The 13,240-nt window shown below is 61.1% G+C and carries 17 protein-coding genes, 1 other RNA gene and 1 pseudogene; 9 read left to right on the plus strand and 10 right to left on the minus strand.

Features of this window, described 5'->3' with window-relative positions:
- Window positions 1-14 precede the first annotated feature (14 nt).
- Window positions 15-476 carry a hypothetical protein gene (locus FJ548_RS11335; protein ID WP_181168773.1) on the minus strand — a complete coding sequence of 154 codons (462 nt, stop codon included), beginning with the start codon at window positions 474-476 and terminating at the stop codon, window positions 15-17.
- A gap of 159 nt (window positions 477-635) precedes the next feature.
- On the opposite strand from FJ548_RS11335, the gene FJ548_RS11340 reads away from it, so the two are divergent.
- Both FJ548_RS11340 and FJ548_RS29825 read left to right on the plus strand, forming a co-directional pair.
- A complete protein-coding gene (locus tag FJ548_RS11340; protein WP_140777911.1) occupies window positions 636-1,388 on the plus strand; it encodes a hypothetical protein in 753 nt (250 codons plus the stop codon).
- Between the two features lie 44 nt (window positions 1,389-1,432).
- Window positions 1,433-1,576, plus strand: a complete 144-nt coding sequence (locus tag FJ548_RS29825; RefSeq protein ID WP_181168774.1) for a hypothetical protein — start codon at window positions 1,433-1,435, stop codon at window positions 1,574-1,576.
- A 188-nt stretch (window positions 1,577-1,764) separates the two neighbouring features.
- Here FJ548_RS29825 and FJ548_RS11345 read toward each other — a convergent pair whose 3' ends face one another.
- From FJ548_RS11345 to FJ548_RS30820, 3 genes are all read right to left on the minus strand, one after another.
- Window positions 1,765-2,358 (minus strand): SOS response-associated peptidase, encoded by a 594-nt coding sequence (locus tag FJ548_RS11345; RefSeq protein WP_140777912.1) that lies wholly within the window; start codon window positions 2,356-2,358, stop codon window positions 1,765-1,767.
- A gap of 60 nt (window positions 2,359-2,418) precedes the next feature.
- Window positions 2,419-2,619: a hypothetical protein gene (locus FJ548_RS11350; RefSeq protein ID WP_246678628.1), complete on the minus strand. Its 201-nt coding sequence runs from the start codon at window positions 2,617-2,619 to the stop codon at window positions 2,419-2,421.
- A 75-nt stretch (window positions 2,620-2,694) separates the two neighbouring features.
- The gene (locus FJ548_RS30820) at window positions 2,695-4,068 is read right to left on the minus strand and encodes a very short patch repair endonuclease (protein WP_140777913.1); all 1,374 of its coding nucleotides are present in this window, start codon (window positions 4,066-4,068) and stop codon (window positions 2,695-2,697) included.
- A 345-nt stretch (window positions 4,069-4,413) separates the two neighbouring features.
- Between FJ548_RS30820 and FJ548_RS11360 the strand changes: the two are divergent.
- A pseudogene (locus FJ548_RS11360) lies at window positions 4,414-4,530 on the plus strand (GapR family DNA-binding domain-containing protein); the annotation flags it as partial.
- A 271-nt stretch (window positions 4,531-4,801) separates the two neighbouring features.
- Window positions 4,802-5,257 carry a hypothetical protein gene (locus tag FJ548_RS11365; protein ID WP_140761004.1) on the plus strand — a complete coding sequence of 152 codons (456 nt, stop codon included), beginning with the start codon at window positions 4,802-4,804 and terminating at the stop codon, window positions 5,255-5,257.
- Between the two features lie 29 nt (window positions 5,258-5,286).
- Here the strand turns inward: FJ548_RS11365 and FJ548_RS11370 are convergent, their stop codons facing one another.
- Entirely contained in the window at window positions 5,287-5,793 is a 507-nt protein-coding gene (locus tag FJ548_RS11370) for an arsenate reductase ArsC (protein WP_140694816.1), read from the minus strand.
- 174 nt (window positions 5,794-5,967) lie between these two features.
- On the opposite strand from FJ548_RS11370, the gene FJ548_RS11375 reads away from it, so the two are divergent.
- Window positions 5,968-6,312, plus strand: coding sequence for a hypothetical protein (locus FJ548_RS11375; protein ID WP_140761001.1), 345 nt, complete (start codon window positions 5,968-5,970; stop codon window positions 6,310-6,312).
- A gap of 70 nt (window positions 6,313-6,382) precedes the next feature.
- Here FJ548_RS11375 and msrB read toward each other — a convergent pair whose 3' ends face one another.
- The 5 genes from msrB to FJ548_RS11400 form a co-directional block, all read right to left on the minus strand.
- The gene (msrB, locus tag FJ548_RS11380; RefSeq protein ID WP_140777914.1) at window positions 6,383-6,787 is read right to left on the minus strand and encodes a peptide-methionine (R)-S-oxide reductase MsrB; all 405 of its coding nucleotides are present in this window, start codon (window positions 6,785-6,787) and stop codon (window positions 6,383-6,385) included.
- A gap of 103 nt (window positions 6,788-6,890) precedes the next feature.
- The gene (locus FJ548_RS11385) at window positions 6,891-8,081 is read right to left on the minus strand and encodes a VWA domain-containing protein (protein ID WP_140777915.1); all 1,191 of its coding nucleotides are present in this window, start codon (window positions 8,079-8,081) and stop codon (window positions 6,891-6,893) included.
- Window positions 8,082-8,084: 3 nt separating this feature from the next.
- Window positions 8,085-8,882 carry a hypothetical protein gene (locus FJ548_RS11390; protein ID WP_140777916.1) on the minus strand — a complete coding sequence of 266 codons (798 nt, stop codon included), beginning with the start codon at window positions 8,880-8,882 and terminating at the stop codon, window positions 8,085-8,087.
- On the minus strand, window positions 8,882-9,328 hold the full coding sequence (locus FJ548_RS11395; protein ID WP_140608360.1) for a GNAT family N-acetyltransferase: 447 nt from the start codon (window positions 9,326-9,328) through the stop codon (window positions 8,882-8,884). The genes FJ548_RS11390 and FJ548_RS11395 overlap by 1 nt, the downstream gene beginning before the upstream one ends.
- Before the next feature lie 93 nt (window positions 9,329-9,421).
- Window positions 9,422-10,261, minus strand: coding sequence for a MoxR family ATPase (locus tag FJ548_RS11400; RefSeq protein WP_140777917.1), 840 nt, complete (start codon window positions 10,259-10,261; stop codon window positions 9,422-9,424).
- A gap of 145 nt (window positions 10,262-10,406) precedes the next feature.
- Between FJ548_RS11400 and ssrS the strand changes: the two genes are divergently transcribed.
- From ssrS to FJ548_RS11420, 4 genes are all read left to right on the plus strand, one after another.
- Window positions 10,407-10,562: non-coding RNA, 6S RNA (gene ssrS / locus FJ548_RS11405), on the plus strand.
- A 196-nt stretch (window positions 10,563-10,758) separates the two neighbouring features.
- Window positions 10,759-11,346 carry a 5-formyltetrahydrofolate cyclo-ligase gene (locus FJ548_RS11410; protein ID WP_140777918.1) on the plus strand — a complete coding sequence of 196 codons (588 nt, stop codon included), beginning with the start codon at window positions 10,759-10,761 and terminating at the stop codon, window positions 11,344-11,346.
- Between the two features lie 63 nt (window positions 11,347-11,409).
- Window positions 11,410-12,234 carry a YmdB family metallophosphoesterase gene (locus tag FJ548_RS11415; protein WP_140777919.1) on the plus strand — a complete coding sequence of 275 codons (825 nt, stop codon included), beginning with the start codon at window positions 11,410-11,412 and terminating at the stop codon, window positions 12,232-12,234.
- A 70-nt stretch (window positions 12,235-12,304) separates the two neighbouring features.
- On the plus strand, window positions 12,305-13,072 hold the full coding sequence (locus tag FJ548_RS11420) for a TerC family protein (protein WP_140777920.1): 768 nt from the start codon (window positions 12,305-12,307) through the stop codon (window positions 13,070-13,072).
- Window positions 13,073-13,240 lie beyond the last annotated feature (168 nt).

Below are 13,240 nucleotides of genomic sequence, written 5' to 3' on the forward strand. Positions count from 1 at the left end.
CGCGCAGGCGGGAGCTAGTTCCGTGGCAGCTTGTGAATTTCAATTCGCACGGGCCCGCCGCGATCACAGCTGGTACAAAAGAGCGCTCTTTCGACCGTGCTCAACAACGCGCCTTTGCCGTACCGCCTAATGAGGCCTGCCGTCTTGACCTGCGCGTGATGGCCGCAGTTCTTGCACCACGCCCGGAGCGTGTGCCATTCCCGCAGGTCTCCAAGCGAAACGTCGAGACCAGCGTGGACACTGCCGTCGACAATCGCCTGGGGCTCGACGGGTGTGCCGCCTGGCGTCAGGAGCTTCTCCATTACATGGCGGCTGTTGTAATGGATCAGAAGCATGCCTGGCCGCCGCCGTATTGCCGCCTGCCAGGCGGCTTGGCTGACCGAAGAATCGGGAGAGCGGCTGATCGTCTCCACGAGCTCCTTTTCCTCGCGGTCCCAGACTTCGATCCGGAAATTGTCCTCTGCCGTCTTCGCCATGGCTTCGCCGATCGCCGTCTTTCAACGGGGTCCACATGTCCCTTTTCCGCTCTCCGAGATCGTGACGAATAAAGAACATTTTCCCGTCTGGTCAAGAGCCTCTTGACTCTTTTGTTCCGTTTTTGTTCACTGTCGGACGCACAGTCAAAGGAGGCGAAAATGCCGCTTCGGTTGGTCATTGAAAGTGCGTCGCATGAAGAACTCGCTCGCGGGGTAGCCGAGGCAGAGGCCGTTTTTCAAAGCTCTGGGATTTCCTACGAGGATGCCGCAAGCGGCATGCTCGCGGTCGAGCTATGGGACATGAGGGGATTTCCCGAAGACGCGGAGCCGACTGAGGAACAGGATGCGGCGGCCAGCGTCTGGTTCGAGGCCGAGCGCGCCGCCTGCGAGGCATGCTGCGCTGGATGGCCGGAGGACAAGGTCGTTCGAGCTCACAGGGTTTTAGGGATCGGTCCCGTCGAACCGAAGGTGAAAACTGTCAATCTCGCGACTTGGCCCGACAGACAGCGGCGCTACCGGGAGATCGTTCAACGCCTTGAAACGGCCACCGGTCCCGACCGGCAACTCGACGTCGACGTTTGCTATGTCATGGGGTGGATCAACGAACCGGGCACGCCGGAAGAAGCCGTTGAATTGGGTCTACCTTATCTCACGGGCAGTTTGCCCGATGTAGCCGAGATTACCGAGAAATCCCTTCCCGGGTGGAAGGTCGAGATCGACCAAGATCCCTGTGATGCCCGCATAGTCGAGCCCGAGCACGAAGAAGGCAACGATTACGATATGAGCGTTGCCGCGTGGCGCTGTCCGGATGGCTATCAGCACATGGAGAAGCCGCCGGCCAACACGGCGATCGCGCTCACGCTGGCGGCCATGCGCTTGCAGGCTGATAGCTTTCTGCCCCAGGCATGGTGAGACGAAGCCGCAGTATTCCGCCGCCGTCGATCATCGATCGAGACATGCCGCACCAGGTCGCCCTGCCGGACGACATCTGCACCGACCGCAACTACACCCTCATCACCCGCTTTCTACGGGAGCGCGGCCTGAAATGCCGGACCAGGGCGGTGATTGCGGCTTGGGAAGACGGCAAGCAGGAGCAATGAAGATTGCACTGCTTCGCTGATCGCGAAGCCGCGGCGGCCTTCCTTCACCACTTCGGGGGCATCATGTTCGATCCCAAGCGAGACAGGGAGAACGGGCGCGCCCGCGGCGTCTGGCATCGCAAGGGTGCCTACGAGCGCATTTTGGAAATCGGACCGCTCAGTGTGACGGAGGCTCTACGCAACTGATCTTAGGGACGTTCGGGCCGCACCGTCTCCACCGACAGCGACCCGGCCGGCAGTGGTCGCAACAGTTCGCTCTCCGATTTCGATAGATCAAGCCACGTCGACCAGTTTTCGGGCTGGAGGACCACAACTTGTCGATTGTGGTAAGGCGCGACATCCGGCCCCGGATCGATCGTCAGCATGGTGAACGTGGGCGGCTTGTTGCCGGTGGCCTCGCGCCAAAGGCCTGCGATCGCCAGGAAGGGCGCGCCGTTTAGCGTGAAGCGGTGCTTCGCCTTCGGATATTTCGTCCCGGTGAATTCAAAAAACGCCGATGCCGGCACCAGGCAGCGCTTGCTGTTGGCGAACTGACGTCCTTCTGAGCGGAAATTGAACACCGGGCTGCCTTTTGGGCCGGTCGGCGGAAACCCGAATGTCATTGATGCCAGTTCGATCGCATCGCCAGCTGCGCGCATGATCGGCGCCGGATCGTTGATGCGAATATCGTCGGCCTGAGGGAGATCGAGTTCGGTTTGATGTGCCGAAATCTTCAATGCCAGCGAGGCCATCATCCGGCAATATTCTGCCCAGGCGACGTGCTGCTCATAGTCATTGCACATGCTATCCCCTAACAAAGAAACACGAGCGGGCCCATTTTATCATGGTGAGCGCTGCAACTGCTAGGCGGATTTCCGTGCGTGCTTCGCCTTTGGCCGGCACTCTATGCCTGCCGCGGCGAGGCTCTTCTCGAGCACCGCAGGCAGATCGACAACGTTATTGTTGGGTTTCGGCGCCGGCTTAGGCGGCTCCTTGCCCTTGCGCTCGGCATCGATCATCGCGATCAGCGCATTCTCGTAGGTAGCCGACCAGCCGAACCGCATGTCGATGCCAGCGAGAAAATGAGGGGAGCGCTGACTCTGTTGAGTGGCAGATAGGCACTCACTGCGACAAGTGGCTCAAAGGCAGCCCCCGATGTAGGGTGCCGCCAGCAAGGCGACCTGCCTTCCCGAAAGGCTTCCCTTCGTGGCTGCGGCGATCGCGACAATCGCACTCCACACGTCCGCTATCGCGACGAGTTCAACCACCTTGGAGCCGATACAGTCCATTGCATCTACCAGTTCGTCCCCACAAAGACCAATAAGCCGCGCTGCGCGATTGAAGTCCATTCGATCCGCGACGCACGCATCGCTCAGGAAGACCTCCTGCCATGACGCGTCGGTCAGCCGCGATTCCGCTGCCGCCCCCATGGCCGCAATGATCATCTTCGCGCGCCCTGAAACGGTTCTCTGTTCGGCCGTGCCGACGCCTAACAGCCGAGCGTTGAGTTCATCCGCTGAAACTGGCCCGCGCCCCGGGTACGCCTGTTGGTAGGCCGATTGCAGTTCTCGAGACGCGGCTGGCCCATAGCAGATCGCCCCAGAGTTCAGCACGATCCTGCCGTCCGCGCTACGCCAACTGGGCCCGGTTCCGATTTCGATGCTGTGGACTGCTTGATCGAAAGTGAAGCCCATGTCCTCGGCGGTGAGCAGTCGGCCGACCGCATGGCCCGCTTCGTGCACCGCCGTGACACGATCAACAGTTCTCGTTCGCGCCTGCGCTTGCGCGGCGCGCCTGGCATTCCGGTTCATGGTGTTCTCCCGTGCTAGCGAGCCAAGCCGTTCTTCTGGTTTCTGACCGACTTGCCAAAAAAATGCTGACGTCGATTTCCAGAACGCGCAATCCCAAAGCTCCTTTTCGACAGCACGCTCGCTTAGTTGCGCGGCGTTCCGGCCCCTTCCTGGATGAGATAGTCGACGACGAAGATCGCGTCCTCGCGGATTCGGTGGACCGTCGCGGCGATGCCAAACGCGCGGGCGGCAAATCCGGATCGCTATCAGCGGCAGGATCGTGGTCGCTGTTGGCAGGCTTCCGCCATACCCGCCGCTAGCCGAGAACGAGCGCAATTGGGCCGACAATGCGGCCGCATTCCGTTTGAGCGTCTCGCATTCCCAAACCACGAGCACGTCCCAGCCTCCTGCCCGGAGTCTCTCGATACGGTCGAGGTCCCGCGCGACGTTGCGGCCGATCTTCGCATCCCAGTATTCGCTTCGGCTCGCCGGCCGTCTTCCCTTGCCGCAGTCGTGGCCGTGCCAGAAGCAACCGTGGATGAACAGCGCCTTTCGTCGCCCTCGAAACACGACGTCAGGCTTGCCTGGGAGTTCGGCCGCGTGAAGGCGATACGTGTAGCCCATCGCATGCAGGAGACCGCGTACCGCCATCTCCGGCTTGGTATCCTCCCGCCGCACGGCCCTCATGATCCGACTGCGCTGCTCAGGCGTGAACGTGTCCATCAACGTTAGATACATCCGTCCAGCGCGTACGCAACCGCATACGCAACCTCGGCCTGACGTCAATCCGCATGCCCATCCGGGATGGCGAGGTTGTCCCGCTTTCACCGATATCCGTACGATGAGCCGAAGGGGTGACGGCGCTTTCTCAGGCGTCCCATGCCATCTATAACCACCGTGCATGCGGGGGGCGGCTACAGCGTTATTTGAGTTACGCGCCGCCCCCCGCACACGCAGGTCGGTGTCGCCTAGGGGAGAAGGTGCCCAGATGGAATCCGTTGGTCTGCTTGGGTTTGAGGGGAGTCAGAGGCATAGGAGATGGGCGACAGATTCATGTAGGGGAGACAAGGCTTCGACACCAAGGCGATGCGCACCATCGTCCGCCTGCGCAAGAAGGACCAGGCCGAGCGCCAGGAGGAGGATGCCATCCTCGATCTGTACATGGCCGCGCTCGGCATGGTGTAAGGAGACCGTTTGGAAACTCTACTCCGGCGGCTACCTGATGGTGTTTTCCGCGCTCTGCAGCGCCGCGCGTCCTCCTGGACGCGCAAAGGACGCTGCAGTAATTTTTACTTGGCGCATGATCCTTTCCGAAAATCGACTTCGATTTTCGGGGTCATGCGCAGGCTCACGGACCCAAGTGTCCGCTGCGCTACGGTTCTCGAAACCACCACCATATGACTCGCCGGAGCGAATTTCGAAACGGTCTCGGCCAGGATGTGCGGGACACCCGGCCATGAGTGAGTTCGACTTCGGTGGCCGACGGGCCTCGGAGTTCCGCCACCGCGGCTTCTGGACGCAGTTCGCCGAGCGTCACCCGGAAGAGAGAGCCCGGCTGGCGCGGCGCGGGCCCTGGTTCTGGCAGCGCGGGCTGCCCGACTTCGCCCTGGTCCTTTCCATGTATGTCGCGCCGGCGCAAAACCATGTCGGCGTGTTCTTCGGCCGCAACGAGAAATTCGGCGCCACGCAAAGCTGGTCGCGGCTGAAGCCGTTCCAGCCGGCGATCGAAGGCCGGCTGAGGCTCAGGCCGGAGCAGAGTTGCGAGGGCCTCGGCATCAACTCGATGTGGCGGGTCAACTGCTTTGCCGAGGACAACTGGCCTGCGATGGCTGACTGGCTGGTTACGGAATGCTCGCGCGTCGAGCGCGCCGTCGTCGAGGTGCTGGGAGACGACGGGCGGCCGCAAATCTGACGACTCCGCTCGTGCCTTGCTGCCCGGCTTCAGTTTGATCGCTCATCATGGCCAATTTCGTCCAGCTCCTGCTGCAGAGCCAGTCGATCGAGAGATCCTATCGGCAGGTTTACGAACAGTGCGATGCGGTTGCTCATCATGCGAAAGGCCTCGGCGAAAGCAAAATGCCGCTCGGCTTCGGTGCCTTCGGCCTTGGCCGGATCCGGTACCGCCCAAAGTGCCGTCATCGGATGGCCGGGCCACACCGGACAGCTTTCATTGGCCGTGCTGTCGCAGACGGTGAAGACGAAGTTCATTTCCGGTGCGCCGGGTTTGGAAAACTCGTCCCAACTTTTCGACCTGGCGAAGGACGTGTCGTAGTTCAGGCTCTCCAGCAGCTGCAGCGCATGGGGGTTGACGGTTCCCTTCGGCCGCGAGCCGGCGGAATAAGCCTTGAAGCGGCCGGCACCGAGACGATTGAGAATGGCCTCGCCCATGATCGACCGGGCCGAGTTGGCGTTGCAGAGAAAGAGGACATTGTAGACATGGTCGCCCATTGCGAACTCCTCCGTGTTTGCGCTGCAAATGACAGAATATGATGAGTGTCACAGTTCTGTGATCGTACACGCTTTGACGGCAGATTTCTGCATTGTCAGCGCCGAATTTCGTGGCGTCCTGCCGTCGATACGCGGCCGAAACCTTCGGCGTTGCACTTAAGCGAGGCTCGATTGATGAACGAGGTTGATCCATCGGGCGCGGTGCCCAGGGGAATCGGCGACAAAACCGGTTTCTTCCGTTCGCGCTGGCGCGGCACCGTGCCGCTCGATCGCTTGTTCTGGCGCGACATGGTCTTCGTAGCCACCACTATCAGCATCGCCTCATCGGTGGCGGCACTTGTCCTGCTCAGCCTGAAGCTGCCGCTTGTCCTGGTGCTGGCGGTGCATTTCGCGCCGGTGCCTTACAACATCTTCCTGACATGGGCCGTGTGGCGGACGGCCGAGAAAGTTGGCGGCGCCAAGGCTTCGCTCGTCATGCTGGGGTCGGCGCTCTGGCTGATCGCGACAGTCGTCGTCTGACGCGGGCTGCCTGCCTATGAAAAAGGGCGGCCGGAGCCGCCCTTCGCAGGAAATGTCGACCGGGCCCTGTTCAGGCCGCCGGCTCGAATTTCAAGGCCACGCCGTTGATGCAGTAGCGCAGGCCGGTCGGCGGCGGGCCATCCTCGAAAACATGGCCGAGATGGCTGCCGCAACGGGCGCAGTGGCATTCGGTGCGGACCATTCCGTAGCTGCGGTCGACCGTGGTCTCCACCGAGCCCGGGACCGGGTCGTTGAAGCTCGGCCAGCCCGTGCCGCTCTCGAACTTCAACTTGGATTCAAACAGCGGCTGGTCGCAGCCCGCACAAGAAAAGGTGCCGGCGCGCTTCTCGTGGAGCAGGGCGCAGCTTCCCGGCTGCTCGGTGCCATGGCCGCGCATGACGGCATATTGCTCCGGTGTCAGCCGGGCGCGCCATTCGGCATCGGTGCGGGTGACGGGGTAGGTGTGGGTGTCCATTTGATCTCCTCAGCCTTGGCGGCTCGTTATTGGTTGCAGCCTCATATTCGCGTCAACATAGGCATTTGTTACACGCCTGCCCAGCACCGATGTGTCCCGAGGCTCAGTGCTTCCTTGAAAGCTGCTTCGTCGCGGCCTCAAGCCCGGCGAGCGTCAGCGGGAACATGCGGCCGCCGAAGATATCGCGGATCATGGCGATGGAATGGGTGTAGCCCCAGTTCTTTTCGCTCTCCGGATTGAGCCAAACCGCGTTCGGCCATTGCTGCAAGAGGCGGCCAAGCCAGACGGCGCCGGCCTCCGGATTCCAGTGCTCTACCGAACCGCCGGGGTGCGCGATCTCGTAGGGGCTCATCGAGGCATCGCCGACGATAATCACCTTGTAGTCCGGCCCGTATTTGTGGATGAGATCGAAGGTCGGAACCGTCTCGGCATGGCGGCGTCGGTTGTCCTTCCACACGCCCTCATAGAGGCAATTGTGGAAGTAGAAATATTCAAGTTGGCGGAACTCGGCGCGGGCGGCCGAAAACAGCTCTTCGACGCTCTTGACATGGTCATCCATCGAGCCGCCGACATCGAAGAACATCAGAAGCTTCACCGCATTGCGGCGCTCGGGCCGCGTCCGCACGTCGAGATAGCCGTGCTCGGCCGTGGCATGGATGGTGCCGGGCAGGTCGAATTCTTCCTCAGCACCCTCGCGCACCCAGCGGCGCAGCCGCTTCAAGGCGATCTTGATGTTGCGGGTGCCAAGCTCGACCGCATCGTCGAAATTGCGGAACTCGCGCTTGTCCCACACCTTGACCGCGCGGCGGTTGCGGCTTTCGTGCTGACCGATGCGCACGCCTTCGGGATTGTAGCCATAGGCGCCGAAGGGCGAGGTGCCGCCGGTGCCGATCCATTTCGAGCCACCCTGATGACGCCCCTTCTGTTCCTCGAGCCGCTGTTTCAGCGTCTCCATCAGCTTGTCGAAACCGCCAAGTGCTGCGACCAGCTTTTTCTCTTCCTCGGTCAGGTGCTTTTCAGTTAGGCGGCGCAGCCATTCCTCGGGAATGTCGGCGACATCGACGGCATCCGGGCCGCCCAAGGCCTCGACGCCCCTGAAAACATGCCCGAACACCTGGTCGAAGCGGTCGATGTGGCGCTCATCCTTCACCAGCGCGGTGCGGGCGAGGTAGTAAAAACCCTCGACATCGTAGTCGACCAGCCCGGCTTCCAGCCCCTCCAGCAACGACAGATATTCCCGCAGCGAAACGGGAACACGTGCGGCTTTCAGCTCGAGGAAGAAGGGGATGAACATAACCTATCCAACAAAGAGGAAAGTAGGCAGGACGCGAAACCATCGTCTGGCGGGCAATATGGGGAAGTCGATAAGGTCCTGGCGACCGAGCAGCAGGAGTTCCCGCAGGAAGCCGCCTCTCTCCTCCCGGTGGTTGCGATAGGCAGCCGCCAGCTCGTTCAGTTTAGCAGGCGTTTGCACCACCTCATCAGCTATGTTGTCACCGATTGCCCCCGCGACGGTGGAAACCGAGTTGGTCAGTTCGCTAAAATGTTCCGGGACGCAAAGAATCCGTTCGGTGTGCCCGAGTTCGTGCAGTTCGTAGTTCAACTGCCGACACAGACCATCCAGATGAGCATACTGATAGCGTGGATGAGCTGGGTCCAACAGGAATGCAACCTCCCTGCAATCAACGTCATGCGACAGATTGCCGAAGCTATACACCCAAGCCTCGGGATTGGCAGGTTCCCGTTGCCGCCACTCCTGCCAGAGAGGTCCAATCAGGCGCCGAAACGCTTGTTCGGGCAATTGCCAGTTGTCCGGTGCAGGCCAACTATGCCAACAGCCTTCAATTGCACCGATGAGATGCCGGACGACGGACAGTCGAATCTCGAATGGATCAGATACTATCTGTTCGATAAAGGCATCAAGTTGCGCGAAGGACTGCTTTCTTAGCCCGCGCTCCCGCAACTCGAGATATCCGATATAGCTGGCATAGAGCGGCTGGAACTCGCTTTCCTGCAAGACCGCGCTTATGTGTTTCAGAGCCTCAAACCGGTCAGCGTTCCAGATCAGCCTTGCGCGCTCTGCCGGCGATTTCATCAGAGCAGATCATACTCGATGAAGCCGGTGCGGCGCGCGACACGGTCGTAGAGCTTGCGCGCGGTGGCGTTGGTCTCGTGCGTCATCCAGTAGACGTTCTTGACGCCAATCTTGCCGGCCTCCTGCTTCACGGCTTCGATCAGGGCCGCCCCTATGCCCTTACCGCGCACATCCGGGTCGGCGAACAGATCCTGCAGGTAGCAGTTGTTTTTCTCCGACCAGCCGGAGCGATGGTAGAGATAATGGGTGAGGCCGACAGCCTTGCCGTCGAGCGTTGCGATAAAACCCTTCGGCTCGAATTCGCCTTCCGTGAACAGCCGTTTCCAGGTGAGGGCGTAAACCTCTTCCGGCAGCTTCGTCTCGTAGAAGGTCAGATAGTCGGTCCACAGGCGGCGCCAGTCGGCGTGGTCGGATTGCGCGAGCGGCCGGACGATGATTTCGGACATTTCTGGTTCCCTTCGATGCTTCGGCCCGAAGCTGCGTCAATGGCCGCTTGCCGGCAACGGTCCACAGCGTGGGAAAGCGCTGTTGCTGTCAGCCTAGCCCTGCCGTCTCGCCATGAAGGCAAGGCGCTCGAACAGATGCACGTCCTGCTCGTTCTTGAGCAGCGCGCCGTGCAGTTTCGGCAGGGCGTTCTTCGGGTCGGCGCGTAGATCCTCAGGCGCGGTGTCGTCGGCGACCAGAAGCCGGATCCAGTCGAGCGCCTCGGAGGTCGACGGCTTCTTCTTCAGCCCCGGCACCTCACGGATTTCGTAGAACTGGGTCAACGCCGCCCGCACCAGGTTCTGCTTGATGCCGGGATAGTGCACGTCGACGATTTTGTGCAGCGTGTCGACGTCGGGAAAGCGGATGTAGTGGAAGAAGCAGCGGCGCAGAAAGGCGTCCGGCAGTTCCTTCTCGTTGTTGGAGGTGATGATGACGATCGGCCTGACGGCGGCGCGGATGGTCTCGCCGGTCTCATAGACGAAGAACTCCATCCGATCGAGTTCCTGCAAGAGGTCGTTGGGGAACTCGATATCGGCCTTGTCGATCTCGTCGATCAGAAGCACGACCTTCTTGCCGGCGGCAAAAGCGTCCCAAAGCTTGCCGCGCTTGATGTAGTTCTTGATGTCGTTGAACCTGCCATCGCCGAGCTGGCTGTCGCGCAGGCGCGATACGGCGTCATACTCATAAAGGCCTTGCTGCGCCCGCGTCGTCGATTTGATGTGCCATTCGATGAGCTCCAGACCAAGTGCCGCCGCAACCTGGCGGGCAAGCTCCGTCTTGCCGGTGCCCGGCTCGCCCTTGACCAGTAGGGGCCGCTCCAGGGCGATCGCCGCGTTGACCGCCACCATCAGGTCCTTGTCGGCGACATAGGCCGCCGTGCCTTCGAAACGCATCTTTGCTCCTCGGTTCGTTCCGGGCGACCGTAAGGATGCGGCCCTGCCGGCGCAAGAGTGGGCAGGTGATGGCGAGCCGTGAGAACCGCAGGGAAAGAATGCCAACTCTCTGGTGCTCAGGGCACCATCGGCCTATATTGGACGAGACGGTCTGCGCTTCCCGGCAGGAGACACTTTTCCCCGGGGCCTTAACGATCCTTAGGGAGCTGTCCCTGGGAAGACCCGTGGGTTTTCTCACACGGCGCCCACCTACTTTGTAGGCACCCGGGATCGACCTCTCCACCGGTTGTGTGGATCGTCACCTACCGAAAAGGCCATATTGGGCGGATTTTGTCGTCGCGCCACTTTGTGCGGGCTCACGAATGAAAAAGTTCGCTCCGCTGTTTGTCGTTTGCGCATGATCTTGTCACCGAACCGCTGACACTTCGGTGGATCATGCGGTAGAAAACGTCGCTCCTAAAACTCCATCCAAATCTGACCTTTTCTACCGTGGTTACATGACATCCTTAAAAGACCTGAAAAAACAGCTGCGCAAGGAAGCACTTGGACGCCGCGATGCGCTCAATGAATTCTGGCGGGTGGAAGTCGCGCTGGAAATGGCCGAGACGGCGCGCGATCAGATTGCCTTCGAGCCCGGCCAGGTTGTTTCCGGCTTCTGGCCAATGCGCTCGGAGGTTGACGTGCGGCCGCTGATGTTCGCCATGCGCGAGAAAGGCGCGAGGCTTTGCCTGCCTGCCATTCTCGACAAGACCACCATCGTCTTTCGCGAACTGGTGCGCGGCGCGCCGATGGTCGAGATGGGCTTTGGCACGGTCGGCCCGCACGAAGAGGCCGAGGTGCTCGACCCCTCGGTGATGCTGGTGCCGCTCGCCGCTTTCGACAAGCGTGGCCATCGCATCGGCTATGGCGCCGGCTATTATGACCGTGCCATCGCCAGGCTGGTCGACAAGGGAAAGCCGCCGCGGCTGATCGGAATTGCCTTCGACTGCCAGGAGGTCGCTCTGGTGCCCGACGAAGACCATGATGTCATCATCCCGGAAATACTCACCGAGAGCGGGTTGCGCCGCTTCACGCCAGAATTGTAGATAGTTCTTTGGAACGCATGATCTTTGCCGAAAAGTCATGCAACTTTTCGGGATCAAGCGCAGATGAGACTTCTCTTTCTCGGCGACATGGTCGGCAAGACGGGCCGCACGGCGGTATGGGAACAGCTGCCCGGCCTGATCTCCGACTTCAAGCTCGATTTCGTCATCGTCAATGGCGAGAACGCCGCCGGCGGTTTCGGCATCACCGAAGAGATCTTTCGCGAGACCATCGCGGCCGGCGCCGATGTCGTGACCACCGGCAACCATGTCTGGGACCAGCGCGACGCACTCGCCTTCGCGCCACGTGAAGAGCGCTTCCTGCGGCCGTCCAATTTTCCCAAGGGCACGCCCGGACGCGGCTCCGGCGTTTACATCGCCAGAGGCGGCGCGCGCGTGCTGGTCGCCAACATCATGGGCCGGGTGTTCATGCATCCCGAACTCGACGATCCGTTCCAGGCTGGCGAGCGCGAGCTTGCCGCCTGTCCGCTCGGCGAACAAGCGGATGCGGTGGTCATCGACTTCCACGCCGAGGCGACCTCGGAAAAGATGTGCTTCGCGCATTTTGTAGACGGCCGCGCCAGCCTCGTCGTCGGCACCCACACGCACCAGCCGACCGGCGATCACCAGATCCTGAACGGCGGCACCGGCTACATCTCCGATGCCGGCATGTGCGGCGACTACGATTCCTCGCTTGGCATGGACAAGGAGGAGCCGCTCAACCGGTTCCTGTCGAAAGTGCCGAAAGGGCGTTTCGAGGCAGCGACCGGACCGGCGACATTGTGTGGTGTCGGCGTCGATATTTCCGACCGCACGGGACTGACCGAGCGGATCGCGCCGTTTCGTCGCGGGCCGCGGCTCGAAGAAACGGCTCCGTCCTTCTGGTCGTGATATTGATATGCTGGAGTATAGTACCTAACTGGCGACGAAACTGCTCTAGATCGCAGAGGGGACGACCTCCATGCAGCTCGTTGAATTCCTGGCGCCGCATTTTCAATTCATTTCTGATCCAACCGCCTGGGTCGCGTTATTGACGCTCGTGGTGCTTGAGATTGTACTCGGCATCGACAATCTGATTTTCATCTCGATCCTGACCAACAAGCTGCCCGAGGGGCAGAGGGCCCGTGCCCGCCGGCTCGGCATCTCGGCGGCGCTGATCATGCGGCTGGTGCTGCTCGCAACCATCTCGATCATCGTCCAACTGACGACGCCGGTGTTCACGGCGCTAGGCCATGGTTTCTCCTGGCGCGACCTGATCCTGATCGCCGGTGGCCTGTTCCTGGTGTGGAAGGCGACCAAGGAAATCCATCACACCGTCGATCCCGAGGATCACCAGGACGCGATGTTGGGCGAGACGCTCAAGATCTCGCTTGCCGGTGCGATCTTCCAGATCCTGCTGCTCGACCTCGTCTTCTCGATCGATTCCATCATCACCGCCGTTGGCATGACCGACGAGATCGTCATCATGTACGTCGCCGTGATCGCGGCAGTCACAGTGATGATGCTGGCCGCCGGGCCGCTGGCGGACTTCATCGCCAGGAACCCGACCATCGTCATGCTGGCGCTGGGATTCCTCTTGATGATCGGCATGACGCTGATCGCCGACGGCATGGGCTATCATGTGCCCAAGGGCTACATCTACGCGGCGATGGGTTTTTCGGCGCTGGTCGAAGGGCTCAACATGCTGGCGCGCAGCCGGAAGAAGTCGAAGTCCGGCGGCGGACACTGAGTTTTGAGTGGGTTGTACGCTCAGCATCATCGACCGGCTGAATCGCATCTCGAAGGCTGAACGCGACCGGAAAATCTCCGGATTGGGGGAATGTCGCGGGTTCTGTGCCCCCGCGCCATGGCGCGGCTGGACGAATTGAGCCGATTTATCTATAAGCCGGCCATTCCG

Origin of the sequence: Mesorhizobium sp. B2-4-17, from assembly GCF_006441275.1 — a bacterium.
GTDB lineage: Bacteria > Pseudomonadota > Alphaproteobacteria > Rhizobiales > Rhizobiaceae > Mesorhizobium.

Bases quoted from the DNA above. Each gene is read 5' to 3' on its own strand.
- FJ548_RS11335 (WP_181168773.1), bottom strand. From the start codon at position 476: ATGGCGAAGACGGCAGAGGACAATTTCCGGATCGAAGTCTGGGACCGC.
- FJ548_RS11340 (WP_140777911.1), top strand. From the start codon at position 636: ATGCCGCTTCGGTTGGTCATTGAAAGTGCGTCGCATGAAGAACTCGCT.
- FJ548_RS29825 (WP_181168774.1), top strand. From the start codon at position 1,433: ATGCCGCACCAGGTCGCCCTGCCGGACGACATCTGCACCGACCGCAAC.
- FJ548_RS11345 (WP_140777912.1), bottom strand. From the start codon at position 2,358: ATGTGCAATGACTATGAGCAGCACGTCGCCTGGGCAGAATATTGCCGG.
- FJ548_RS11350 (WP_246678628.1), bottom strand. From the start codon at position 2,619: ATGCGGTTCGGCTGGTCGGCTACCTACGAGAATGCGCTGATCGCGATG.
- FJ548_RS30820 (WP_140777913.1), bottom strand. From the start codon at position 4,068: ATGGACACGTTCACGCCTGAGCAGCGCAGTCGGATCATGAGGGCCGTG.
- FJ548_RS11365 (WP_140761004.1), top strand. From the start codon at position 4,802: ATGAGTGAGTTCGACTTCGGTGGCCGACGGGCCTCGGAGTTCCGCCAC.
- FJ548_RS11370 (WP_140694816.1), bottom strand. From the start codon at position 5,793: ATGGGCGACCATGTCTACAATGTCCTCTTTCTCTGCAACGCCAACTCG.
- FJ548_RS11375 (WP_140761001.1), top strand. From the start codon at position 5,968: ATGAACGAGGTTGATCCATCGGGCGCGGTGCCCAGGGGAATCGGCGAC.
- msrB (WP_140777914.1), bottom strand. From the start codon at position 6,787: ATGGACACCCACACCTACCCCGTCACCCGCACCGATGCCGAATGGCGC.
- FJ548_RS11385 (WP_140777915.1), bottom strand. From the start codon at position 8,081: ATGTTCATCCCCTTCTTCCTCGAGCTGAAAGCCGCACGTGTTCCCGTT.
- FJ548_RS11390 (WP_140777916.1), bottom strand. From the start codon at position 8,882: ATGAAATCGCCGGCAGAGCGCGCAAGGCTGATCTGGAACGCTGACCGG.
- FJ548_RS11395 (WP_140608360.1), bottom strand. From the start codon at position 9,328: ATGTCCGAAATCATCGTCCGGCCGCTCGCGCAATCCGACCACGCCGAC.
- FJ548_RS11400 (WP_140777917.1), bottom strand. From the start codon at position 10,261: ATGCGTTTCGAAGGCACGGCGGCCTATGTCGCCGACAAGGACCTGATG.
- FJ548_RS11410 (WP_140777918.1), top strand. From the start codon at position 10,759: ATGACATCCTTAAAAGACCTGAAAAAACAGCTGCGCAAGGAAGCACTT.
- FJ548_RS11415 (WP_140777919.1), top strand. From the start codon at position 11,410: ATGAGACTTCTCTTTCTCGGCGACATGGTCGGCAAGACGGGCCGCACG.
- FJ548_RS11420 (WP_140777920.1), top strand. From the start codon at position 12,305: ATGCAGCTCGTTGAATTCCTGGCGCCGCATTTTCAATTCATTTCTGAT.